The organism is Streptomyces sp. NPDC059866, assembly GCF_042731325.1.
GTDB classification, from domain to species: domain Bacteria; phylum Actinomycetota; class Actinomycetes; order Streptomycetales; family Streptomycetaceae; genus Streptomyces; species Streptomyces flavusporus.
On sequence record NZ_JBHWJT010000005.1, the window covers coordinates 1 to 23,353 of the forward strand.

20 protein-coding genes are annotated in these 23,353 nt (G+C 70.1%); 2 read left to right on the forward strand and 18 right to left on the reverse strand.

From position 1 onward, the window contains the following. Window positions 1-138: 138 nt before the first annotated feature. The 15 genes from ACFV7R_RS08515 to ACFV7R_RS08585 form a co-directional block, all read right to left on the reverse strand. Window positions 139-1,023: a Pro-rich N-terminal domain-containing protein gene (locus ACFV7R_RS08515; protein WP_385261430.1), complete on the reverse strand. Its 885-nt coding sequence runs from the start codon at window positions 1,021-1,023 to the stop codon at window positions 139-141. A gap of 195 nt (window positions 1,024-1,218) precedes the next feature. Continuing rightward, on the reverse strand, window positions 1,219-2,862 hold the full coding sequence (gene aroB, locus ACFV7R_RS08520; RefSeq protein ID WP_385261433.1) for a 3-dehydroquinate synthase: 1,644 nt from the start codon (window positions 2,860-2,862) through the stop codon (window positions 1,219-1,221). Beyond that, the gene (gene aroC / locus ACFV7R_RS08525) at window positions 2,859-4,043 is read right to left on the reverse strand and encodes a chorismate synthase (protein ID WP_129796823.1); all 1,185 of its coding nucleotides are present in this window, start codon (window positions 4,041-4,043) and stop codon (window positions 2,859-2,861) included. Before aroC ends, aroB begins: the two co-directional genes overlap by 4 nt. A 172-nt stretch (window positions 4,044-4,215) precedes the next feature. Beyond that, window positions 4,216-4,545, reverse strand: coding sequence for a hypothetical protein (locus tag ACFV7R_RS08530; RefSeq protein ID WP_385261435.1), 330 nt, complete (start codon window positions 4,543-4,545; stop codon window positions 4,216-4,218). 48 nt (window positions 4,546-4,593) lie between these two features. After that, window positions 4,594-5,418, reverse strand: a complete 825-nt coding sequence (locus tag ACFV7R_RS08535; protein ID WP_385261438.1) for a shikimate dehydrogenase — start codon at window positions 5,416-5,418, stop codon at window positions 4,594-4,596. Further along, on the reverse strand, window positions 5,418-7,085 hold the full coding sequence (gene mltG, locus ACFV7R_RS08540) for an endolytic transglycosylase MltG (protein ID WP_385261440.1): 1,668 nt from the start codon (window positions 7,083-7,085) through the stop codon (window positions 5,418-5,420). Before mltG ends, ACFV7R_RS08535 begins: the two co-directional genes overlap by 1 nt. Window positions 7,086-7,206: 121 nt before the next feature. Continuing rightward, window positions 7,207-7,671 (reverse strand): Holliday junction resolvase RuvX, encoded by a 465-nt coding sequence (gene ruvX / locus ACFV7R_RS08545; protein ID WP_129796827.1) that lies wholly within the window; start codon window positions 7,669-7,671, stop codon window positions 7,207-7,209. Next, window positions 7,671-10,343, reverse strand: a complete 2,673-nt coding sequence (alaS, locus tag ACFV7R_RS08550) for an alanine--tRNA ligase (protein ID WP_385261443.1) — start codon at window positions 10,341-10,343, stop codon at window positions 7,671-7,673. Before alaS ends, ruvX begins: the two co-directional genes overlap by 1 nt. Next, window positions 10,343-10,693 (reverse strand): hypothetical protein, encoded by a 351-nt coding sequence (locus tag ACFV7R_RS08555; protein ID WP_385261445.1) that lies wholly within the window; start codon window positions 10,691-10,693, stop codon window positions 10,343-10,345. Before ACFV7R_RS08555 ends, alaS begins: the two co-directional genes overlap by 1 nt. A gap of 9 nt (window positions 10,694-10,702) precedes the next feature. Beyond that, window positions 10,703-11,137 (reverse strand): DUF948 domain-containing protein, encoded by a 435-nt coding sequence (locus ACFV7R_RS08560; protein WP_165396151.1) that lies wholly within the window; start codon window positions 11,135-11,137, stop codon window positions 10,703-10,705. A 191-nt stretch (window positions 11,138-11,328) separates the two neighbouring features. Next, window positions 11,329-11,943, reverse strand: coding sequence for a 30S ribosomal protein S4 (gene rpsD / locus ACFV7R_RS08565; RefSeq protein WP_129796831.1), 615 nt, complete (start codon window positions 11,941-11,943; stop codon window positions 11,329-11,331). Window positions 11,944-12,286: 343 nt separating this feature from the next. After that, window positions 12,287-13,642, reverse strand: coding sequence for a replication-associated recombination protein A (locus ACFV7R_RS08570; RefSeq protein WP_385261448.1), 1,356 nt, complete (start codon window positions 13,640-13,642; stop codon window positions 12,287-12,289). 47 nt (window positions 13,643-13,689) lie between these two features. After that, window positions 13,690-14,346 carry a vitamin K epoxide reductase family protein gene (locus ACFV7R_RS08575; protein ID WP_385261451.1) on the reverse strand — a complete coding sequence of 219 codons (657 nt, stop codon included), beginning with the start codon at window positions 14,344-14,346 and terminating at the stop codon, window positions 13,690-13,692. Between the two features lie 174 nt (window positions 14,347-14,520). After that, window positions 14,521-15,783, reverse strand: coding sequence for a histidine--tRNA ligase (gene hisS / locus ACFV7R_RS08580; RefSeq protein ID WP_385261454.1), 1,263 nt, complete (start codon window positions 15,781-15,783; stop codon window positions 14,521-14,523). 13 nt (window positions 15,784-15,796) lie between these two features. Beyond that, window positions 15,797-16,513, reverse strand: a complete 717-nt coding sequence (locus ACFV7R_RS08585; RefSeq protein WP_385261457.1) for an MBL fold metallo-hydrolase — start codon at window positions 16,511-16,513, stop codon at window positions 15,797-15,799. A 180-nt stretch (window positions 16,514-16,693) separates the two neighbouring features. Between ACFV7R_RS08585 and ACFV7R_RS08590 the strand changes: the two genes are divergently transcribed. Together ACFV7R_RS08590 and ACFV7R_RS08595 are read left to right on the forward strand one after the other, a co-directional pair. Then, window positions 16,694-17,512 carry a peptidylprolyl isomerase gene (locus tag ACFV7R_RS08590; protein WP_385261459.1) on the forward strand — a complete coding sequence of 273 codons (819 nt, stop codon included), beginning with the start codon at window positions 16,694-16,696 and terminating at the stop codon, window positions 17,510-17,512. 134 nt (window positions 17,513-17,646) lie between these two features. Next, window positions 17,647-18,876: a DUF349 domain-containing protein gene (locus tag ACFV7R_RS08595; RefSeq protein ID WP_129796837.1), complete on the forward strand. Its 1,230-nt coding sequence runs from the start codon at window positions 17,647-17,649 to the stop codon at window positions 18,874-18,876. A gap of 75 nt (window positions 18,877-18,951) precedes the next feature. Here ACFV7R_RS08595 and ACFV7R_RS08600 read toward each other — a convergent pair whose 3' ends face one another. The 3 genes from ACFV7R_RS08600 to secF form a co-directional block, all read right to left on the reverse strand. After that, entirely contained in the window at window positions 18,952-21,483 is a 2,532-nt protein-coding gene (locus ACFV7R_RS08600) for a RelA/SpoT family protein (protein ID WP_385261462.1), read from the reverse strand. A gap of 229 nt (window positions 21,484-21,712) precedes the next feature. Further along, a complete protein-coding gene (locus ACFV7R_RS08605) occupies window positions 21,713-22,252 on the reverse strand; it encodes an adenine phosphoribosyltransferase (RefSeq protein ID WP_385261464.1) in 540 nt (179 codons plus the stop codon). Then, a complete protein-coding gene (secF, locus tag ACFV7R_RS08610; protein WP_385261466.1) occupies window positions 22,249-23,352 on the reverse strand; it encodes a protein translocase subunit SecF in 1,104 nt (367 codons plus the stop codon). The genes ACFV7R_RS08605 and secF overlap by 4 nt, the downstream gene beginning before the upstream one ends. Between the last annotated feature and the right edge of the window lies 1 nt (window position 23,353).

Sequence of the window (23,353 nt, forward strand, 5' to 3'; positions counted from 1 at the left end):
CACCCGTGCCGCCTGGGGCGGCACGGGTGGGCGCGGGCGGCACCCTGCAAGCGCCGGGCTGCGCGACCAACCCCGACGCCTTCACCAACGCCGGGCGCCCAGTCAACGCCGGGCTACCTCACCCACCGCTCGCGTCAGCTACCACTTGGGCGGCGATGCGATCGACCTCGCCAGGACCTCGTCCAGGACGCGGGCCGTGCCGGGTACGTCGAGTTGGGAGTTGTCGATGATCGGGAGGCCCGAGCCGTACCAGCCCGCCATGCGGCCGTGGATGCGGGCGACCTCCTCGTCGGTGAGGCGGCGGTTGCCGGTGCGTTCGGCGTTGCGTTCCAGGACTATGTCGAGGCCGGGCAGGAGGACCACGGGGAGCAGGCCGGGGCCCACGTGCCGTTTCCAGCCGCCGAGGCCCACGACCGGGCGGTCCGGGAAGACGGCGTCGTCGAGGATGCAGGAGATGCCGTTGGCCAGGAAGTTGCGCGCGGCGAATCCACAGGTGCGGCGGGCGAGGCGGTACTGGGCCTCGGAGTGGTCGTTCCATCCGGACTGCGGGTCCGCGAAGCCCGAGCGGACCCATTCGCGTACGTCGTCCAGGCTGATGTGGGCCGTGGGGACCCGGCGGTGGTCCGCCCAGTACTTGGCCACGCTGGTCTTGCCGGCGCCGGCGGGGCCGATGAGCAGCACCGCGAGTGTCGTGGTGCCGGGGTCGGGAGCGGTCGTGGCGGGCGGTGTGCTGGGCATGGCGACGGGGCCGCCGGGCGGTAGCGGCACATGGCCGGTGGTGTCCGGCGCCGTCGGGACGGCTTGCGCAGGCATGGGGTGCGAGGCGGGCGGGACCGGGGCCGAGGGGGCGCCGGTGAAGCCGGGTGCCGGGGGCGGCGGGGGCACGGGGACGGGTCCCCGCGGCCCGGGCGCGGAACCCTGGTGGTGCGGACCTGGGTGTTGTGCGGCCGGCGACCAGCCGACGGCCGGTCCGTGCCCCGGCTGGTGGGGCGGCGGCAGCGGAGACCCCACTGCGTGCTGCATCCGGTGCCACTCCGTCTCGTACAGGCAATTGACGCTGGCAGCGGGGCGGGCCCCGCTCTCCCCCACAGCCCAAAAGGCGTGGGGGCACCCCCACCTGAACGGTACCGTCCCCGGCCGCCGTCTGGTGAACGGCCGGGGACGGCCCGAAGTGCCCGGTGTGGAGAGGAGAATCGGGCTGATGGGGCCCCTGTGGACTTACTGGCCCACTTCGCCGTAGGCGGCGAGGAGCATGGCCGGGTCCGGCCCTTCCAGAACGGTGGGCTTGGCCAGGCCGTCCAGGACGATGAAGCGCAGCAGGTCCCCGCGGGACTTCTTGTCGACCTTCATGTTCTGCAGCAGCTTGGGCCACTGGTCGTAGCGGTAGTGCAGCGGCAGGCCGACCGATTCGAGGATCGTGCGGTGCCGGTCGGCGGTGGCGTCGTCCAACCGGCCCGCGAGACGGCCGAGTTCGGCGGCGAAGTGCATGCCGACGGCGACCGCGGCGCCGTGCCGCCACTTGTAGCGCTCGTTCTTCTCGATGGCGTGGCCGAGGGTGTGACCGTAGTTGAGGATCTCCCGCAGGCCCGATTCCTTCAGGTCGGAGGAGACGACCTCGGCCTTGACCCGGATGGACCGCTCGATGAGCTCGGCGGTGTGCGGGCCGGCCGGGGTGCGGGCGGCCTGCGGGTCGGCCTCGATGAGCTCGAGGATCGTCGGGTCGGCGATGAAACCGGCCTTGATGATCTCGGCGAGCCCGGAGACGTAGTCGTTGACCGGGAGGGAGTCCAGCGCCGCCAGGTCGCACAGCACGCCGGCGGGCGGATGGAAGGCGCCGACCAGGTTCTTGCCCTCGGCGGTGTTGATGCCGGTCTTGCCGCCCACCGCCGCGTCGACCATGGCCAGGACGGTGGTGGGGATCGCGATCCAGCGGACGCCGCGCAGCCAGGTCGCGGCGACGAAACCGGCGAGGTCGGTGGTCGCACCGCCGCCGACGCCCACGACGACGTCCGTGCGGGTGAAGCCGGACTGGCCGAGCGCCTTCCAGCAGTAGGCGGCGACCTCGGCGGTCTTGGCCTCCTCGGCGTTGGGCACCTGGATGGCGACCGCCTCGTAGCCCTGCTCGGCCAGATCGGCGCGCAGTGCCTCGCCGGTCTCGGCGAGCGCCTCGGGGTGGATGACGGCGACCCGCTTGGCCTTGTCACCGACCAATCCGCCGAGCTCACCGAGCAGTTGACGGCCGACCAGGACCTCGTACGGCTCGCTGCCCGCGGTGCCGCCGACCTGGATCCTTGTCACCTGGCTTGCCATCATGTCCTCCGGCCGGGAGTCCGGGGGTTGTCCCCCGGAGAATGCAGTCAACTCCAGTGCGTCCAGAGCAGCTTGGGTGACCTCTTCGGGCGTACGGCCATCAGTGGCGACCACGGCCGTGGCGACCTCCTCGTACAGGTGCCGGCGGGCCTCCATCAGCTCGCGCCACTGCTTGCGCGGGTTGACGGCGAGAAGGGGGCGGGCCGCGTTCAGGCCGGTCCGCTTGACCGCTTCCTCGACGTCCATGGAGAGGTAGACGACCCGCTGCCCGGCGAGCACCGCGCGCGTGTCCGCGTCGAGGATCGCGCCGCCGCCCAGCGCCAGGACGCCGTCGTGCTCGGCCAGCGCCCGGTGCACCGCCTGCTTCTCGAGCGCCCGGAACGCGGGCTCGCCCTCGTCGACGAAGATCTCGGCGATGGACCGGCCCTGCTCGGCGACGATGTCGTCGTCGGTGTCCCGGTAGCCGACGCCCAGCCGCTCGGCCAGCAACTGCCCGACCGTGGACTTGCCCACGCCCATCGGACCGACCAGCACCACCTGCGGAGCGCTCATCGGATCGCCAGGTTGTCGAGGTAGGACTGGACGTTGCGGCGGGTCTCGGCCACGCTGTCGCCGCCGAACTTCTCCGCCACGGCGTCCGCGAGGACCAGCGCGACCATCGCCTCCGCGACGATCCCGGCTGCCGGAACCGCCGATACGTCAGAGCGCTGGTGGTGGGCTTTCGCCGCCTCACCCGTGGTCACGTCCACGGTCTGCAGGGCGCGCGGCACGGTCGCGATCGGCTTCATCGCGGCCCGCACGCGCAGCAGCTCACCGGTGGACAGACCGCCCTCGGTGCCGCCGGAGCGGCCGGAGACGCGCCTGATGCCCTCGGGCGTGTTGACGATCTCGTCGTGCGCCTTCGACCCGGGCACCCGGGCAAGCTCGAAGCCGTCGCCGACCTCGACGCCCTTGATCGCCTGAATGCCCATCAGGGCGGCGGCCAGCCGGGAGTCCAGCCGGCGGTCCCAGTGCACGTGCGAACCGAGGCCCACGGGCACGCCGTACGCCAGCACCTCCACGACACCGCCGAGCGTGTCGCCGTCCTTGTGGGCCTGGTCGATCTCCGCGACCATCGCCTTCGACGCGTCCGCGTCCAGGCAGCGCACGGGGTCCGCGTCGAGCTTCTCGACGTCCGCCGGGGTCGGGTACACGCCGTACGGGGCCTTGGCCGCCGCCAGCTCCACGACATGGCTGACGATCTCGATGCCGGCGGTCTCCTTCAGGTACGACCGCGCCACCGCGCCGAGCGCCACCCGGGCCGCCGTCTCCCGCGCGGAGGCCCGCTCCAGCACCGGACGTGCCTCGTCGAAGCCGTACTTCTGCATGCCCGCGAGGTCGGCGTGACCGGGCCGGGGCCGGGTCAGCGGCGCGTTACGGGCGAGGTCGGCCAGCACCTCGGGGTCGACCGGGTCGGCCGCCATGACCTGTTCCCACTTCGGCCACTCGGTGTTGCCGACCATGATCGCGACCGGCGAGCCCAGGGTGAGACCGTGCCGGACACCGCCGAGGAAGGTGACCTCGTCCCGCTCGAACTTCATCCGCGCACCGCGCCCATAGCCGAGCCGCCGGCGCGCCAGGTGGTCCGCCACCATCTCCGTGGTGATCGGCACGCCGGCGGGAAGGCCCTCCAGCGTCGCGACGAGTGCGGGACCGTGGGACTCCCCCGCGGTCAGCCAGCGCAACCTGCTCAACGGTGCTCCTCAGTGCTCGCGCCCCGGTACTGCCCTGCGTACGCGCGTCCTCGCGTACGGCGATGGCGCGACCGGGGTGCGCGGCCCTGGCCCGCCACCTCCGATCCTCCCACGTCCGAGGCCCTGCCCCGCCGCCGGTCCATCAGACGGACGGGACCCGGCAGGACGACGATCAGGAGGGGCCGTTCTCCGGACGCTGCTGCGGGGCGTAGGCGCCGAGGTAGTCGGCGCCGCTGGGCTGCTGCGGAGCCGCCTGCTGAGGCGCGTACTGACCCAGGTGGTCCACTCCGCGCCCCTGCCCGTACTGTGCCGCCGGCACCGGCTGTGCCATGCGCAGCGCACGGCGTGCGGCGATCTTGTTCCTCAGCTTGAGGATCCAGGTCGCCAGGACAGCGACAATGATCAGTACGAGCACGGTGTTCTGCACCCAGTCGGGCAGGAACCACAGCAGGCTCTCGAAGATCTGGCTCTTGGCAGACGCCAGCGACACGCCTGTGGACATCGAACGCTTTCCCCTCCCCGGCCCGCCCCCTGCGGAACCGGGGGGATCCTATCGAGCGTCGAGCGCGTGTTCGCCCGCTTTTCGCATGGCCTCCAGCGCCGGTACGCGCCCCGTCATCTGCTCGACCTGGAGCACCGCCTGGTGCACCAGCAGGTCGAGACCGCTGACGACGGCCCCGCCGAACATGGACCAGCGGGCCGCGAGTTCGGTGGGCCACGGCTCGTAGAGCACGTCGAAGAGGGTGGCGGGCCGCTCGGGCACAGCGGCGGCCAGGGCGTCCGTCGTACCGGTCGGCGTCGTCGCGATCACCAGTGGAGCGCGCAGCGCCTCGGCCGCGTCCGCCCAGTCCGCCGTCCGCACCTCGACGTCGAGCCGCTCGCCCCACTGCCGCATCTCGGCGGCGCGGGCGGCGCTGCGGACGTACACCAGGACCTCGCCGGTGCAGATCCGGGCGAGCGCGGCCAGCGCGGAGGAGGCGGTGGCGCCCGCGCCGAGGATCGCCGCCGAGTCGACCTGCTCGATGCCGTGCTCGCGCAGTGCGGCGATCATGCCGGGGATGTCGGTGTTGTCACCGACGCGGCGGCCGTCCTCGGTGAAGACGACCGTGTTGACCGCCTCGACCGAGGCCGCGGTGGCGCTGATCTCGTCGAGCAGCGGGATCACGGCCCGCTTCAGCGGCATGGTCAGCGACAGCCCGGCCCACTCGGGACCGAGCGTGCCCAAGAAGCCCGGCAACGCCGCCTCGTCGATCTCGAAGCGGTCGTACCTCCACCCCTCCAGGCCCAGTTGCGCGTACGCGGCACGGTGCAGCACCGGGGAGAGGGAGTGGGCGATCGGAGAGCCGAGCACGGCGGCCCTTCGAGGTGCGGGCATCAGTCGTTCCTCGACGCGTTGAACTTGTCGACCAGCCTCTGGTGTTCCTCGATCGTCTTGGCGAACTCGGTCTTGTTCATGCCGTCCGTGGCGACGAAGTACATCCAGCCGTCGTCCGTCGGGTTCAGCGCGGCCTTCAGTGCCTCGTCGCCCGGGTTGCCGATCGGACCGGGTGGCAGGCCCTTGTTGGTGTACGTGTTGTACGGGTCCGGGTTGCTGTTGATCTCCGACTCGGAGATGTCGATCTTGCTCTGACCCTTGAGGTAGTTGAAGGTCGAGTCGAACTGGAGCAGTTGGTTCGTCTCGGTGTTGGTCGACTCGAGGCGGTTGTAGACGACCTCGGCCATCTTGCGGAAGTCGTCCGTCGTCTTGCCCTCGGCCTGGACGAGGCTGGCGACCGTGATGACCTGCAGCGGATTCTCCAGGTCGAGCGCCTTGGCCTTCGCGTCGAGCTCGTACTGGCCGTACTGCTCGTTGGCCCGCGTGACCATCTCCTTCAGCACCGCCTCGGGCTTCATGCCCTTGGCCGCGGGATAGGTGCCCGGGTAGAGGAAGCCCTCCAGCGGGTCCTTGATGTCGCCGTTGTTGTTCGCCCAGCTGGGCAGGCCGAGGCTCTTGTATTTCTTCTCGGCGGTCTTCCTGGTGGTGCCGGACGACAATTCGAGCTGTGCGTCGATCGCCTTGTAGACACTCGTATTGCGCTCGCCCGGCCTGACCAGCACATTGTTCTGGCTCTTCGGGTCGAGCATCATCTCGACGGCGCTCGCCGCGGACATCTGCTTGTTCAGCAGATAGGCGCCCGCCTGGATCGACTCCCCGTCAGGGTTCTGCGACTGCGCGGCGACGAACGCGTCCACGCTCTTGATGACGCCCGCGTCCTTGAGCCGGCGGCCGATCTCGGCTCCGGTAGCGCCCTTGGGGACTTCGACGGTCACCTGCTCGTCGGTGCCGTCCCCCGCGTAGTCCGGGGCAGCGCCGAAACGATCCTGGTAGTACTGGTAGCCGAAGTAGGAGACACCGGCCAGGCCGCCGCCGAAGACCAGGACGACCACCAGGCAGGCGCATCCGCTGCGGCTCTTCTTGCTCTTGCCGCCCCGTCCCCGCCGGTCGCGGCCACCCCGGTCCCCCGGCTCGTCGCCGTCGTCATCGTCCCCGCCCGCGAAGAAGGCGTGCTCGCCCTGGTCGGGGCCGGGATCCCAGTCGGTCCTCGGCTCCGGTTCGGCGCGCCGCCGGGCGGGCGGCTCCGGCGGCGGGTACGCGTCCGGGGTGCCGTAGAAGTCCGGCTGCTGTGCGCCGTAGGGGGCCGTCTGCTCGGCGTACGGGTCGGCCGGGTCCGGGGTGTAGGGGACCTGCTGGTGCGTGCCGGTGGCCCAGCCGCCGGTGTCGTACTGCTGGTGCGGGTCGTACGACTGCTGCCCCTGACCGGGGTACTGATGCTGCCCCTGGCCGGGGTACTGGTGCTGCGCCTGACCGTATGCGGCCTGCCGGCCGTTGCCCCAGTCGCCGTACTGCGGCTGCTGCGGCTGCTCTGGATAGTGCTGCGGCTGGCCGTCGTAGGGGGACTGCTGACCCTGGTGGGCCTGCTGTCCTCCCCATCCGCCGTCCCCGTACAACGGGTCCTCCGGATGCCACGGTTCGGAGCCTTGGCCCCGGCCATACTCAGTCATCGATCCCCTAGAGCCGCGAGGCGGCGGTCGCGTGGCTTCCGGCTCGGCTCCCGTCCCGCCTCTTGCTGTGCGGAGGCTGTTCGAACACCGCCGCATCGCGCGGAACGTTACCGTATCGCGATCAGATGACCACTTCGACGCCCTCGCCCGGGGCTTTACCTGACACCCGTTCGGATTCCAACGCCTGCTGCAGGATGATGACAGCGGCCGCCTGGTCGATGACCGAGCGGCCCTTCTTGGACTTCACGCCCGAGGCGCGCAGTCCCTGGCTCGCCGTCACCGTCGTCATCCGCTCGTCGACCAGCCGGACCGGGACCGGTGCGATGCCCTGCGCGAGTTCCTGGGCGAAGCCGCGGACCTTGGCCGCGGCCGGGCCCTCGCCCCCCTTGAGGGAGCGCGGCAGCCCGACGACGACCTCGATCGGCTCGTACTCCTCGACGAGCTGCTTCAACCGGCGGTGCGCTGCGGGGATGTCCCGTCCCGGGACCGTCTCCACCGGGGTGGCGAGGATCCCGTCGGGGTCGCACGAGGCGACCCCGATCCGGGCGTCCCCGACGTCGATCGCGAGTCGACGTCCTCTGCGCATCACTTGGCCGTTTCCGCCACGAGCCGCTCGACGGCGTCGACGGCCTCGCCGATGGCGGCCGGGTTCTGGCCGCCGCCCTGGGCGACGTCCGGCTTGCCGCCGCCGCCACCGCCGAGGGTCTTGGCGGCCGTACGGACCAGGTCGCCGGCCTTCAGGCCGCGCTCGCGGGCGGCCTCGTTGGTGGCGATCACGGTCAGCGGCTTGCCGTTGACCGTGGTGAACAGGGCGACCACGGCGGCCCGGCCGCCCTGGATGCGGCCGCGCACGTCGAGGACCAGCTTGCGCAGGTCGTCGGCGGTGGTGCCGTCCGGGACCTGGCCGGTGACCAGGGCGACGCCGCGCACGTCCTTGGCGGACTCGGCGAGGCCGGCGGCGGCCTGGAGCACCTTCTCGGCGCGGAACTTCTCGATCTCCTTCTCGGCGTCCTTCAGCTTGCCGAGCATGGCGGAGACCTTCTCCGGCAGGTCCTCCGGTCGGCCCTTGAGCAGCTCGGTGAGCTGGTTGACGACCGTGTGCTCGCGGGCGAGGAAGGTGTAGGCGTCCACGCCGACCAGGGCCTCGATCCGGCGGACACCGGAGCCGATGGACGACTCGCCGAGCAGCTTCACCAGGCCCAGCTGGGCGGTGTTGTGCACATGCGTGCCGCCGCACAGCTCCTTGGAGAAGTCGCCGATCGTCACGACGCGCACGCGCTCGCCGTACTTCTCGCCGAACTCGGCGATGGCGCCCTGCTTGCGGGCCTCGTCGATGCCCATGATGTCGGCGCGCACGTCGAGGTCGCGGGCGAGCACCTCGTTGATCTTCTGCTCGACGTCGGTCATCACGGCCGTCGGTACGGCGGACGGCGAGCCGAAGTCGAAGCGGAAGCGGCCGGGCTGGTTCTCGGAGCCGGCCTGGGCGGCCGTCGGGCCGAGGGCGTCGCGCAGAGCCTGGTGGGTGAGGTGCGTGGCCGAGTGGGCGCGGGCGATGGCCTTGCGGCGCCGGTTGTCGATCGAGGCGTGAGCCTTGGCACCGACGGTCACCTCGCCGACCTGGACGACGCCCTTGTGGACGTACACACCCGGGACCGGCTTCTGGCAGTCGCGGACCTCGATCACGGCGCCGGTGTCGACCTTGATCCGGCCGGTGTCGCCGATCTGGCCGCCGCCCTCGGCGTAGAAGGGGGTGCGGTCGAGGACGATCTCGACCTCGTCGCCCTCGGTGGCGGCCGGGGAGGAGACGCCGTCGACGAGGATGCCGACGATGGTGGACTCGCCCTCGGTGTCGGTGTAGCCGATGAACTCGGTCTCGCCGGCGCTGTCGGCGATCTCGCGGTAGGCGCCGACGTCGGCGTGGCCGGTCTTCTTGGCCTGGGCGTCGGCCTTGGCCTTCTCCCGCTGCTCCTTCATCAGGCGGCGGAAGCCGTCCTCGTCCACGGTCAGGCCCTGCTCGGCGGCCATCTCCAGGGTGAGGTCGATCGGGAAGCCCCACGTGTCGTGAAGCAGGAAGGCCTTGTCGCCGGGCAGGACGGTGGAGCCGGCGGCCTTGGTGTCGGTGATGGCCGTGTCGAGGATGTTGGTGCCGGCCTTCAGCGTCTTGAGGAAGGCGTTCTCCTCGGCGAGGGCCACCTTCTCGATGCGCTCGCGGTCGGTGATGAGCTCGGGGTACTGCTGGCCCATCATGCCGATGACGACGTCGATCAGGTCCTTGACGACCGGGCCGGTGGCACCGAGCAGGCGCATGTTGCGGATGGCGCGGCGCATGATGCGGCGCAGGACGTAGCCGCGGCCCTCGTTGCCGGGCGTGACACCGTCGCCGATGAGCATCACGGACGTGCGCATGTGGTCGGTGACCACGCGCAGGGAGACGTCCGAGTCGTGGGCGTCGCCGTAGCGCACGCCGGTCAGCTCGGTGGCCTTGTTGATGACGGCCATCGAGGTGTCGATCTCGTACATGTTCTGCACGCCCTGCAGAATCATGGCGAGCCGCTCCATGCCGAGGCCCGTGTCGATGTTCTTGCTCGGCAGCTCGCCGAGGATCTCGAAGTCCTCCTTGCCGGTGCCCTCGCCACGCTCGTACTGCATGAAGACGAGGTTCCAGATCTCCACGTACCGCTCGTCGTTGACGGCGGGGCCGCCCTCGACGCCGAACTCGGGGCCGCGGTCGTAGTTGATCTCGGAGCAGGGGCCGCAGGGGCCGGGGACGCCCATGGACCAGTAGTTGTCCTTCTTGCCGAGGCGCTGGATGCGCTCGGCGGGCACGCCGACGACGTCGCGCCAGATGCGCTCGGCCTCGTCGTCCTCGAGGTAGACGGTGATCCACAGACGCTCGGGGTCGAGTCCGTAACCGCCCTTGTCCTGGGGCGTGGTGAGCAGCTCCCAGGCGTACTTGATGGCGCCTTCCTTGAAGTAGTCGCCGAAGGAGAAGTTGCCGCACATCTGGAAGAACGTGCCGTGCCGCGTGGTCTTGCCGACCTCTTCGATGTCGGGCGTGCGCACGCACTTCTGCACGCTCGTGGCACGGGCGTAGGGAGGCTTGACCTCGCCCAGGAAGTAGGGCTTGAAGGGCACCATGCCGGCCGGGACGAGGAGCAGAGTCGGGTCGTCCGCGATGAGCGACGCCGAAGGGACGACGGTGTGCCCGCGCTCCTCGAAGAAGCTCAGCCAGCGGCGGCGGATCTCAGCCGACTCCATCAGTGGTCCTCATTCCGGTTGTACGAGTACGTCGTGCTGTCGATGACGTACGTCTTCGGCTTGTTGCGGTTCTCGATGGCGGCATACCGCCGCAGCGTGGGGAGTTCGGGATCCTCGTGGATGCCGAGCGCCTCCCCCAGCTCGGCCTCCCGCTGGGCCATGTTGTCGCGGACGTCGAGGGCGAAGCCCACCGCGCGGTCCTTGAGCCGGTGGCCCGCGTCGATCGCCTTGTTCGCGGCCGTGGCGGCGAGGCTCTCGGGGGTCAGCTGCTTCAGCTTGCGGTTGACCTTGGTGGTGGCCCACACGCCGGCGGCGACACCCGTGGTGAACCAGAACGTACGGCGGAACATCGCTAGGTCTCAGTCCTTCTTCCGCTTCGCCCGCCGCGCGGCCGGGACGGTCCGGCCCACGATCACGGTACGCCTGGACGTCCTGGCGGGCACGTCCTCCTTGCGGCCGCCGAGGGCCCGGCGTACGCCGTAGCCGAAGGCGGCGACCTTGACCAGGGGCCCGCCGAACGTGGAGGCGACGGTCGTCGAGAGCGCGGACGCGTTCGACGTGACCTCCTGGACGTCCGAGGCGATCGCGTCGACCCGCTCGATCTGGGTCTGTGCGGAGCGCACCGCCGCGGAGGCGTCGGCCAGCAGCGGGACGGCCTGGTCGGTCACGTCCGCCACGAGCTTGGTGGTCGCCCTGAGCGTCTGGGCCAGCCTCGCGAGTGCCACCGCGAGGAAGGAGACCAGGATCGCCCAGAAGACGGCCACCAGGATCCCGGCCACCTCTCCACCGGACACTGCGCACCCGCTCCCTGAAACGTGCCTGAACATCGAAAAAGTCGTGCACCGAGCCTATCGCGCCGAGGCTGGGACTCCGTACCGGATTACGGCCCGGCGGCGTGCGGGCGCCGCGCATGCGGAAGCCCGCCGCCCCGCCCGCCCGGAAGGGCGGGGAGACGACGGGCTGAGGTACTGCGGGCCGGCTGGGATCAGCGGGCGTAGTACTCGACGACGAGCTGCTCGTCGCAGATCACCGGGATCTCCTTGCGGTTCGGCTCGCGGTCCAGGCGGAACGCCAGGGCCTTGAGGTTCACCTGGAGGTAGCGCGGGGTCTCGCCGTCGGGAGCGAAGCCACCCTCACGGGCGATGGAGAAGAGGGTCTTCTCGCGGCTGCGCTCGCGGACCATCACGACGTCGTCGGGACGGACGCGGAACGACGGCTTGTCGACCTTCTGGCCGTTGACCTCGATGTGGCCGTGAACGACCATCTGACGGGCCTGGTAGATCGTGCGGGCGATGCCCGAACGCAGGACCAGCGCGTCGAGACGACGCTCCAGCTCGATGATCAGGGCCTCACCGGTCTTGCCCTGAACCTTGGAGGCACGCTCGTAGGCGCGGACGAGCTGGCGCTCGGAAACGTCGTACTGCGCACGCAGACGCTGCTTCTCCAGCAGACGGACCTTGTAGTCCGAGTTCTGCTTGCGGCCACGGCCGTGCTCACCCGGCGGGTAGGGACGGGCCTCGAAGTACTTGACGGCCTTCGGGGTCAGCGCGATACCGAGGGCACGCGACTTCTTGACCTTGGGGCGGGACTGGTTCGCCATGAACCAAACACCTCGTGTTTCTTATGCGAATACGGCTTCACCAGGGTTAGGGGAGGTCGCATCCGCAGCCGGGGAAACCCGCCGGGTCCGCTTACGGACCTGCCGGGCAGCCGCTCCCCTGGTCTGGGCACATACGTGCAGCACGCGAGTGGCCCACCGACCGCTCCCGGAACTTCGGGTGGTGGTGGGCTGCCCGCGACACCGTTCGCCGGTGCGCGACGCTCCTGGAGATCCCTGCCCGGGGGCCGGGTTCTCCGGCTGGATGTCCCGTTCTGGTGGTGCCGGCTCCTCTTTCGAGGTGCTGGGCACGGGACGCAGCGCTTCGAGCAAGTCTACAGGCTGCTCAGGGCCGCCTGCGACCGAGGTGTTTCCTGGTCCACTCCACGGCGTCCGCGTAGCGTGCCTCGGCGCCGTGCCGGGTCGGTGTGTAGTACTCCCGGTCCTTCAGGGCGTCCGGGGCGTACTGCTGGCCGGCGATGCCCTCGGGCAGGTCGTGCGGATACACGTACCCCTGGGCGTGGCCCAGCTCGGCGGCGCCCTTGTAGTGCCCGTCGCGCAGGTGCGGCGGGACGGGACCGGCCAGTCCCTTGCGTACGTCGTCCAGGGCGGCGCCGATCGCGGTCGTCGCGGCGTTGGACTTGGGGGCCAGGGCGAGGGCGATGGTGGCGTGGCTGAGCGTGAGGGCGGCCTCGGGGAAGCCGATCATGGCGACGGCCTGGGCGGCGGCGACCGCGAGGGGCAGGGCGTGCGGATCGGCGAGGCCGATGTCCTCGCTCGCGGAGATCATCAGGCGGCGGGCGATGAAGCGGGGGTCCTCGCCGGCCTCGATCATGCGGGCCAGGTAGTGCAGGGCCGCGTCGACGTCGGAGCCGCGGATCGACTTGATCAGGGCGCTGGCCACGTCGTAGTGCTGGTCGCCGTCGCGGTCGTACTTCACGGCGGCGCGGTCGACGGTCTCCTCCAGTGTCCGGAGCCCGATGTCCGTCTCGCCCTTGTCGAGCGCGGCCCCGGCGGCGGCCTCCAGGGCGGTCAGGGCACGCCGGGCGTCCCCGCCGGCGATCCGCAGCAGGTGGGCCTCGGTGTCCTCGGGGAGCGTGACGGCCCCACCAAGGCCACGGTCCTCGGTGAGGGCGCGGCGGATCAGACCGCGCACGTCGTCGTCGGTGAGGGGCTCGAGGGTCAGCAGCAGGGAGCGGGAGAGGAGGGGCGAGATCACCGAGAAGTACGGGTTCTCCGTGGTGGCGGCGATCAGCGTGACCCAGCGGTTCTCGACGGCCGGGAGGAGGGAGTCCTGCTGGGCCTTGCTGAAGCGGTGGATCTCGTCGAGGAAGAGGACGGTCTCCTTGCCGAAGCCGCCGGTGGCGCGGCGGGCGCCGTCGATGACCGCGCGGACCTCCTTGACACCGGCGGTGATCGCGGACAGCTCCACGAAGCGCTTGTTGGTGGCCTTGGAGACGACGTAGGCGAGAGTCGTCTTGCCGGTGCCGGGCGGGCCCCACAGGATCACCGAGGACGGACCCGCCGGTCCCCCGGCGCCCTCGCCGACCAGTCGGCGCAGGGGCGAGCCGGGCTTCAGCAGGTGCTGCTGGCCCACGACCTCGTCGAGGGTGCGCGGGCGCATCCGCACCGCCAGGGGACTTGCGGTCGGGTCCTTCTCCTGGCGTTCTTCTGCGGCGGCGGTGAACAGGTCGGGTTCCACGCTGAAACCCTAATTCACCCCACTGACAACGCCCCCGGAGCCCGGGCTCAGGCCCAGAGCTGGCTGCCCCAGCGGGTGAGGATCAGCATGACGATGACGCCGACGTGCGTGACCGGCAGCACCCAGGTGAACTCGGCGAAGAATCGCTTGAGGCCGGCGGGGGCCGGCAGGAAGTTGTTCCGGATGTTGAACGACGTCACGTACCAGAACATGACGATCGTGGCGACCCAGGCCAGCGAGCACCACAGGCACAGCGCGTTGATCCGGTACAGCGACTGGAACATCAGCCAGGTGCAGAAGGCGACGCCGAAGAGCGTGCCCGCGTTGAAGGTGAGCCAGTACCAGCGCGGAAAGCGGGCCCGGGCGAGCAGGCTCATGCCGACGCCGATCACGATGCCGTAGGTGACGAGGCCGAGCATCGGGTTGGGGAACCCGAAGACGGAGGCCTGGTCGCTCTCCATGACGCTGCCGCAGGAGACGATGGGGTTGAGGCTGCAGCTCGGCGTGAACGTCTCGCCCTCGGCCTTGGCTTCGAGGATCTTGAACTTGTCGAGCGTGATGACCCACGCGGCCAGCAGCCCCGCAGCTCCCGTGATCACCAGCAGCAGGGCGAAGGCCCGGCCGCCACCGACCGTCCGCGGCTCGGCGGCTGCACTCTGTGGTTCGGGCTCGGTGGAGACGTCCCTGACTGTCGTCTTGCTCATCACGCCGATTCCGTCACTCGAGGGGGACCTGCTTCCAGCATGGGCCATTGTGCCGCACGCGCCCGTGTGTCCACCGTCTGCTGCGCATAAGGACGTCGGCCTGCCGTTCGGTTCCGGACATGCGCGAGGGCGCCGGATGCCTGGGAAGACAGCCGACGCCCTCAGGAACGGCAATCAGCCGAGCCGTGCCTCCAGTTCCGCCACGATCTCGTTGACGCCGACCGCCGTCTGCTCGCCGGACTGCATGTCCTTGAGCTGGACGACGCCCTCGGCGAGGTCGCGTTCACCGGCGACGACCGTGTAGCGGGCGCCGCTGCGGTTGGCGTTCTTCATGGCGCCCTTGAGGCCCTTGGCGCCGTAGGAGAAGTCGGCGGCGATGCCGACCTTGCGCAGCTCGGTGACCTTGGCGAACAGCACCCGGCGGGCCTCCTCGCCGAGCGGCACCGCGAACACGCTGGTGCTGGCGGGGAGTTCGAGTTCGACGCCCTCGGCCTCCAGGGCGAGCACCGTGCGGTCGACGCCGAGCGCCCAGCCGACGGACGGCAGGGCGGGGCCGCCGATCATCTCCGACAGGCCGTCGTAGCGGCCGCCGCCGCCCACCGCGGACTGGGAGCCGAGGCCGTCGTGGACGAACTCGAAGGTCGTGCGGGTGTAGTAGTCCAGGCCGCGCACCAGCTTCGGGTCGTCCTCGAAGGCGACGCCCGCCGCGCCGAGCAGCTCGCGCACCTCCTCGTGGTACGCCTTGCAGGCGTCGCAGAGGTAGTCGCGCAGGAGAGGGGCTCCTGTCAACTGCTTCTGGACCGATTCCCGCTTGTCGTCGAGGACGCGCAGCGGGTTGATCTCCGCGCGGCGCAGGGTGTCCTCGTCCAGGTCCAGGCCGCGCAGGAAGTCCTGCAGCGCGCTCCGGTACACCGGCCGGCATTCCTTGTCGCCCAGGCTGTTGAGCAGGATGCGGAAGTTGCTCAGGCCCAGCGAGCGGTACGCCTGGTCGGCCAGGATGATCAGCTCGGCGTCCAGGGCGGGGTCCTCGGCGCCGATCGCCTCGGCGCCGACCTGGGAGAAGTGGCGGTAGCGGCCCTTCTGCGGGCGCTCGTAGCGGTAGTACGAGCCCGAGTACCAGAGCTTGACCGGGAGGTTGCCCGCCTTGTGCAGGTTGGCCTCCAGGGCGGCGCGGAGCACGGACGCGGTGCCCTCGGGGCGCAGGGCGAGCCGGTCGCCGCCCTTGGTCTCGAAGGCGTACATCTCCTTGGTGACGATGTCGGTGGACTCACCGACACCGCGCGCGAACAGCTCGACGTTCTCGAAGCCGGGCGTCTCGATGTAGCCGTAGCCGGAGTTGCGCAGCGGGGCCGCGATCGCCTCGCGGACGGCCAGGTACTTGGCGGAGTCCGGCGGGATCAGGTCGTACGTGCCCTTGGGGGCCTTGAAGGTGCTCACGGAAGGTCTCTCGTCACATTCCTCGTCGGGGAGCCTCGGCGGCGCCGCGATCTTGGCGGCCTGCGGCCACCTGCCGCAGATACGGGTTGGTGGCGCGCTCCTGGCCGATGGTCGTCTGGGGGCCGTGGCCGGACAGCACCACGGTCGAGTCGTCGAGCGGCAGGCACACGCGGGCCAGCGAGTCGAGCATCTCGGCCATGTCACCGCCGGGCAGGTCGGTGCGTCCGATGGAGCCGGCGAAGAGCAGATCCCCGGAGAAGAAGACCGACGGGATGTCGGCGGTCTCGGGCATCCGGAAGGTCACCGACCCCTTGGTATGGCCCGGCGCGTGCGCGACGGAGAGCTCCAGCCCGGCCAGCTCGAGCCGGACGCCGTCGGCGAGCTCCTTGACGTCGTCGGGCTCCCCCACGGTCAGCTCGCCCATCAGCGGCATCCCGATGGACCGGCCGAGGGCCTTCTCGGGGTCGCTCATCATGTAGCGGTCCTCGGGGTGGATCCAGGCCGGTACGTCGTGCGCTCCGCAGACCGGGACGACCGAGGCCACGTGGTCGAGGTGGCCGTGGGTGAGGACGACGGCGACGGGCTTGAGCCGATGCTTCCTGATCGCTTCCTCGACACCTTCGGCGGCCTGGTGGCCGGGGTCGATGATCACGCACTCCTCACCGGCGGCGGGGGCGACGAGATAACAGTTCGTCCCCCAGGCCCCGGCGGGGAACCCGGCAATGAGCACGATCGTCCTTCGTTTGGGTCGGTACGGGCGGACTTGGCGGCAGCTGCGCCTGACGTCAGAGCCTACCGGCGCTGCCGATTCCTCAGCGAACCCATATACGGTACGGGGCACACGCAGGCGGTCGGCTCACAGCACGCGCGCGTACCGGTCGACGTTCGAGACGCATGAGGAGTAAACCCGGTGGTCAGCCAGGAACAGCGGCGGCGTCAGCTCGCCCGGGAGAAGTTCTTGCGGCAGCAGCAGCGGCGCACCGACGCCCGGCGCAAGGCGCGTATGCGCAACGCCGCGATCGCGTCGGCGCTCGGCGTGGTCCTGATCGGCAGCCTCGCGCTGTATACGACCGACGCCCTCAAGGAGGACGAGAAGACCAACGCGGGCTCTGAGGTCACCGAGAGCTCCTCGCCGGCCAGCCCGCTGCCGGACCCGTGCGAGAAGCCCGCCGCGGGCAAGGTCAAGTCGGAGACCTGGAAGAAGGAGCCGGCGATGACCATCGACAAGTCGGCCGGGTACACGATGAAGCTCGCGACGACGTGCGGTGACATAGACATCGACCTGAAGACGTCGGCGGCCCCGCACACCGTCAACTCGTTCAACTTCCTCGCCGGCAAGGGCTACTTCGACCACACGAAGTGCCACCGCCTGACCACCAACGGCATCTACGTGCTCCAGTGCGGCGACCCGACGGGCAGCGGCAGCGGCGGTCCCGGCTACACGATTCCGGACGAGAATCTGAAGGACAAGAGCCTCAAGAGCAACGTGTACCCCGCGGGCACGGTGGCGATGGCGAACACGGGGCAGGCGGACTCCGGCGGCAGCCAGTTCTTCCTCGTGTACCAGGACAGTCAGCTGCCCCCCAGCTACACCCCGTTCGGTACCGTTTCCGAGTCGGGCATGACCGTGCTGAAGAAGATCGCCGCCGCAGGTGAGAGCACGGGCGCCGGTGACGGGGCGCCGAACGCAACGGTCGTGATCAACAAGGCAACCGTCACGAAATCCTGACCGCCAACTGCGGAATTTCGGTCGCGCGGGATGCGGACAGGCAACCCGCCGGTCGCCTATGTTGGCCGTGACGAAACTGTGGACGATGCCCGGGGGCTCGAGGCCCTGCGCAGGCATCATGTGGAGGAGGCGCTGTGAGCAGCGACCCGTGGGGCCGCGTCGACGAGACGGGGACCGTGTACGTGCGTACGGCCGACGGCGAGAAAGTCGTCGGTTCCTGGCAGGCAGGCTCCCCTGAGGAAGCACTGGCCTACTTCGAGCGCAAGTACGAGGGCCTGGTTGTCGAGATCGGCCTCCTCGAGAAGCGAGTGCAGACGACCGACCTGTCGGCGAAGGACGCCAAGGCCGCGATCGACCATCTGCGCGAGCAGGTCGACGCGCACCACGCGGTCGGCGATCTGGATGCGCTGCGGGCCCGGCTGGACAAGCTGGTCCAGACCGTCGAGGCTCGGCGCGAACAGCGCAAGGCGCAGCGGGCGCGGCAGGCGGACGAGGCGCGGCACGCCAAGGAGTCTCTGGTCGCCGAGGCCGAGGAACTGGCGCAGTCGGACCAGTGGCGGGCGGCCGGCGAGCGGCTGCGGGCTCTGGTGGACACCTGGAAGGGGCTGCCACGGCTGGACCGCAAGTCGGACGACGAGCTGTGGCACCGCTTCTCGCACGCCCGGTCGGCGTTCTCCAAGCGCCGCAAGGCGCACTTCGCGCAGCTGGACGCGCAGCGCGAGGAGGCCCGCAGGGCCAAGGAGCGGCTGGTCGCCGAGGCCGAGGCCCTTTCGGGGTCGACCGACTGGGGTCCGACGGCCGCGCGCTACCGCGAGCTGATGTCCGAGTGGAAGGCGGCGGGCCGCGCCCAGCGCGAGCACGAGGACGACCTGTGGAATCGCTTCCGCGGCGCCCAGGACGTCTTCTTCGCCGCCCGCAGCTCGGTCTTCGCCGAGCGTGACGCGGAGCAGGCGGAGAACCTCAAGCTCAAGGAGGAGCTGGCCGGTGAGGCCGAGAAGATCCTCCCGGTCACGGATCTGAAGGCGGCGCGGGCCGCGTTCCGCTCGATCAACGAGCGCTGGGAGGCCATCGGCCATGTGCCGCGGGATGCCCGGCCGAAGGTCGAGGGCCGGATGCACTCCGTCGAGCGGGCCATCCAGGAGGCCGAGGAGGCCGAGTGGCGCCGCACCAACCCGGAGGCACGCGCGCGTGCCGAGGGTCTGACGGGCCAGCTCCAGGCCGCGGTGGACAAGCTGAAGACGCAGATCGAGCAGGCGCGCGCCCAGGGCAACAACGCCAGGGCCGACAAGCTCGAGCGGGAGCTGGAGGGCCGCCAGGCCCTGCTGGACCAGGCGCTGAAGGGCCTCCAGGAGTTCGGCGGCTGACCGACGCCCGGCAGGCACGACAGAGGGGCTCCCGTACCGGCGTACGGGAGCCCCTCTCTCGTATCTCGTGCGGCTCTACGACCTGCTGCGCGCCGATGTCACCCGGTACACGTCGTAGACGCCCTCCACTCCCCGGACCGCCTTCAGGACATGGCCGAGATGTTTCGGGTCGCCCATCTCGAAGGTGAAGCGGGAGGTGGCGACGCGGTCGCGGGAGGTCTGGACGGCCGCGGAGAGGATGTTGACGTGCTGGTCGGACAGGACCCGGGTGACGTCCGACAGGAGCCGGGAGCGGTCCAGGGCCTCGACCTGGATGGCGACCAGGAAGACGGAGGACTGGGTGGGCGCCCACTCGACGTCGAGGATGCGCTCGGGTTCGCGGGACAGTGACTCCACGTTCACACAGTCGCTGCGGTGAACCGATACACCACTACCGCGCGTGACGAAGCCGATGATGGGGTCGCCGGGGACGGGCGTACAACAGCGGGCCAGCTTGACCCACACGTCGTCGACGCCCTTGACGACGACGCCCGGATCGGCGCTGGTGCGGCGTTTGCGGCCGCGTCCGCGCGCGGGCGGCACGCTCTCGTCGATCTCCTCGGTGGCGGCCTCCTCGCCACCGAACGCCTGGACGAGCTTCTGGACGACGTTCTGCGCGGAGACATGGCCCTCGCCGATCGCCGCGTACAGCGCGGAGATGTCGGGGTAGCGCATCTCGTGCGCGAGAGTGACGAGGGAGTCGCCGGTGAGGATCCGCTGGATCGGCAGGTTCTGCTTGCGCATCGCGCGGACGATGGCGTCCTTGCCCTGCTCGATCGCCTCGTCGCGGCGCTCCTTGGAGAACCATGCCCGGATCTTGTTGCGGGCGCGCGGGGACTTCACGAAGCCGAGCCAGTCCCGGGAGGGGCCCGCACCGGCCGCCTTGGAGGTGAAGACCTCCACCAGGTCGCCGTTGTCCAGGGTGGACTCCAGCGGGACGAGCCGCCCGTTGACCCGCGCCCCTATGGTGCGGTGGCCGACCTCCGTGTGGACCGCGTACGCGAAGTCGACCGGAGTCGCGCCGGCCGGGAGCGCTATGACGTCGCCCTTCGGGGTGAAGACGAAGACCTCGTTGCGGGAGAGGTCGAAGCGCAGCGACTCGAGGAACTCGCTGGGGTCCTCGGTCTCCTTCTGCCAGTCGAGGAGCTGCCGCAGCCACGCCATGTCGTTGATGGCGTCCTTGTCCTTGCCCGACGCCTTGGGCACGTCGGTGCGCACCTTGGAGGCGCCGGCCACGGCCTCCTGCTTGTACTTCCAGTGCGCGGCGATGCCGTACTCGGCGCGGCGGTGCATGTCGAACGTGCGGATCTGGAGTTCGACCGGCTTGCCGTTGGGGCCGATGACCGTCGTGTGCAGCGACTGGTACATGTTGAACTTGGGCATCGCGATGTAGTCCTTGAACCGGCCGGGGACCGGGTTCCATCGCGCGTGCACCGTGCCGAGGGCCGCGTAGCAGTCGCGGACGGTGTCCACGAGGACGCGGATGCCCACCAGGTCGTAGATCTCCGCGAAGTCACGACCGCGGACGATCATCTTCTGGTAGACGCTGTAGTAGTGCTTCGGGCGGCCGGTGACGGTCGCCTTGATACGGGCGGCGCGCAGGTCCTGCTGGACCTCGTCGGTCACTATCGCGAGGTACTCGTCGCGCTTGGGCGCCCGCTCGGCCACCAGACGCACGATCTCGTCGTACATCTTGGGGTAGAGGATCGCGAAGGCGAGGTCCTCCAGCTCCCACTTGATGGTGTTCATGCCCAGGCGGTGGGCGAGCGGCGCGTAGATCTCGAGCGTCTCGCGCGCCTTCTTCTCCTGCTTCTCGCGCTTGAGGTAGCGCATGGTGCGCATGTTGTGCAGGCGGTCGGCGAGCTTGATGACCAGAACGCGCGGGTCCTTGGCCATGGCGACGACCATCTTGCGCACGGTCTCGGCCTGCGCGGCCTCGCCGAACTTGACCTTGTCCAGCTTGGTGACGCCGTCGACGAGCAGGGCGACCACGTCGCCGAAGTCGCGGCGCAGATCGTCCAGGCCGTACTCGGTGTCCTCGACCGTGTCGTGCAGCAGGCCGGCCATCAGAGTGGCCGGATCCATGCCCAGCTCGGCGAGGATGGTGGTGACGGCGAGGGGGTGCGTGATGTACGGGTCGCCGCTCTTGCGCTTCTGGCCGCGGTGCCAGCGTTCGGCGACCTGGTAGGCCTTCTCGATCTGCCGGAGCGTCGACGTCTCGATCTTGGGGTCGTTGCTGCGCACTATCCGCAGCAGCGGCTCCAGCACGGGGTTGTACGGGTTGGCACGCTGGACGCCGAGGCGGGCGAGGCGGGCGCGGACGCGGTTGGAGGAGCCGGAGCGCGGGGTCTGCGGCGTCGCGGCGGGGCGGATCGGGGGCGTGGGCGCGGGGCGCTCGGCAGGGGCAGGCTTGGGGCGCGAGGACTCTGCCGTCTTGGCGACGGGCGCGGACTGGGCGTGCTCCACCGACCCGCGGGTGTCGTTCTTCGTGTGCGGCGCGGGTTTGGCCGCGGGCTCCGAGGCGCGCTCGGGCTTGGCGGCGGTCAGGTGCTGGGCCTCGTCTGGCAAGAGGGCTCCTCGTGCGCGATCCGGGTCCCCCGGTCAGGCTCCGGAGACCCCATGGTAGCGATCCTGAGCTTCAGGATCGCCCTCAGACCGATCTGAGGACCATGTACCCCGGTAACACCAGAGGCGGGCACCGGATTCCTCCGGGCCCGCCTCAGCGGTGTCATACGGGTGGCGTGCGCCTTTCGCCTGCCTTGCGCGCAGGTGCCGGGCCGATGTCCTGAACGCCGGCTCAGACGGTGAGGAGCGCCTCCAGGGGTGCCCCGTCGAGGGCCGGTTCCAGGCGGGCGCGGCCGTTCAGGAACACCAGTTCCATCAGGACGGCGACGCCCGCGACCTGGGCACCGGCCCGGCGGATGAGCTCGAGGGAGGCCTCGGCGGTGCCGCCGGTGGCGAGGACGTCGTCGACGACCAGGACACGGTCGCCTCCGGTCAGGTCCTCGGCGTGCACCTCGATCTCCGCGGAGCCGTACTCCAGGTCGTACGCCTGGCGGAGGGTGGCTCCGGGGAGCTTGCCCGCCTTGCGTACGGGGATGAAGCCGACGCCGGCCCGGACGGCGACCGGGGCGCCGAGGATGAAGCCACGGGCCTCCAGGCCGACGATCTTGGTGGCGCCGGTGCGCCCGGCGATCTCGGCCAGCGCGTCGGTGAGCGCGGTGAATGCCGCCGGGTCCGCCAGGAGTGGGGTGATGTCCTTGAACATCACGCCCGGCTCCGGGTAGTCGGACACGTCGCGGATGCGGCTGAGCAGCAGCTCCTTGATGTCGGTCATCGGCGCTTCCCCGAGGGTCGGCCGCGGCCCCGGTTGCGGGAGGCGGGCTGGTTGCGCGGGCCGACGACGGCCGGGGCTGCCTCCTCGGGCTCGTCGGCGAACGACTCGTCGGCGGTCTCGGCCTCCAGCGGCTCACCCTTCTCCCGCTTGGCGAGGACACGCTTCTTCAGGGCCTTCATCTGCGGCTCGCGCTCCTTGAGGTCGGCGACGAGCGGCGTGGCGATGAAGATCGAGGAGTACGCACCGGCCGCGAGACCGACGAACAGCGACAGCGAGATGTCGTTGAGCATGCCGGCGCCGAGGACCCCGCCGCCGATGAACAGCAGGCCCCCCACCGGCAGCAGCGCCACCACCGTGGTGTTGATGGAGCGGACCAGGGTGCTGTTGATGGAGCGGTTGGCGATATCGCTGTACGTCCAGCGGGTCTGCTTGGTGATGTCCTTCGTCTGCTCCTTGAGGCTGTCGAAGACGACGACCGTGTCGTAGAGCGAGTAACCGAGGATCGTCAGCAGACCGATCACCGTGCCCGGTGTGACCTCGAAGCCGACGAGGGCGTAGATGCCGACCGTGATGGTGATGTCGTGGATCAGGGCGACGAACGCGGCGAGCGCCATGCGCCACTCGAAGGCGATCGCCAGATAGATCACCACGAGGATCAGGAAGATCCCGAGGCCCTGCCAGGCCTTGTTGGCGATCTGGTCACCCCAACTGGGGCCGACCAGTTCGGCGTTGATCTTCTCCGAGTCGACCTTCAGGTCCTCGGCGAGCGTTTCCTTGATCTGGTCCGACCTGTCGGTGTCGATACCGGCGATCTGGATCCGCAGGCTGCCGTTGCCGAGCCCCTGGACGATGGCGTCGTGACCGGACGCCTCCTCCGCGTACTCCTCGGCCTGGGAGACCGAGACGGACGTCTTGGGTGTGGTGAAGACGGCACCGCCCTGGAACTCGATGCCCATGTTCAGGCCGCGCACCGCCAGGCCGACGATGGCCGTGATGGTGATCAGGATCGAGATGCCGTACCAGATCTTGCGGTTGCCGACGAAGTCGTAACTGACCTCGCCTCGGTGCAGTCGGGCGCCGAGGTTGCCGAGCTTCGACATC

What these genes read in the sequence shown, in the direction of transcription:
- aroB (WP_385261433.1), bottom strand. Translation starts at nt 2,862, where the DNA reads ATGAGCGCTCCGCAGGTGGTGCTGGTCGGTCCGATGGGCGTGGGCAAG.
- ACFV7R_RS08605 (WP_385261464.1), bottom strand. Translation starts at nt 22,252, where the DNA reads ATGACCGACATCAAGGAGCTGCTGCTCAGCCGCATCCGCGACGTGTCC.
- alaS (WP_385261443.1), bottom strand. Translation starts at nt 10,343, where the DNA reads ATGGAGTCGGCTGAGATCCGCCGCCGCTGGCTGAGCTTCTTCGAGGAG.
- ACFV7R_RS08530 (WP_385261435.1), bottom strand. Translation starts at nt 4,545, where the DNA reads ATGTCCACAGGCGTGTCGCTGGCGTCTGCCAAGAGCCAGATCTTCGAG.
- ACFV7R_RS08575 (WP_385261451.1), bottom strand. Translation starts at nt 14,346, where the DNA reads ATGAGCAAGACGACAGTCAGGGACGTCTCCACCGAGCCCGAACCACAG.
- secF (WP_385261466.1), bottom strand. Translation starts at nt 23,352, where the DNA reads ATGTCGAAGCTCGGCAACCTCGGCGCCCGACTGCACCGAGGCGAGGTC.
- mltG (WP_385261440.1), bottom strand. Translation starts at nt 7,085, where the DNA reads ATGACTGAGTATGGCCGGGGCCAAGGCTCCGAACCGTGGCATCCGGAG.
- rpsD (WP_129796831.1), bottom strand. Translation starts at nt 11,943, where the DNA reads ATGGCGAACCAGTCCCGCCCCAAGGTCAAGAAGTCGCGTGCCCTCGGT.
- ACFV7R_RS08535 (WP_385261438.1), bottom strand. Translation starts at nt 5,418, where the DNA reads ATGCCCGCACCTCGAAGGGCCGCCGTGCTCGGCTCTCCGATCGCCCAC.
- ruvX (WP_129796827.1), bottom strand. Translation starts at nt 7,671, where the DNA reads ATGCGCAGAGGACGTCGACTCGCGATCGACGTCGGGGACGCCCGGATC.
- ACFV7R_RS08555 (WP_385261445.1), bottom strand. Translation starts at nt 10,693, where the DNA reads ATGTTCCGCCGTACGTTCTGGTTCACCACGGGTGTCGCCGCCGGCGTG.
- ACFV7R_RS08515 (WP_385261430.1), bottom strand. Translation starts at nt 1,023, where the DNA reads ATGCAGCACGCAGTGGGGTCTCCGCTGCCGCCGCCCCACCAGCCGGGG.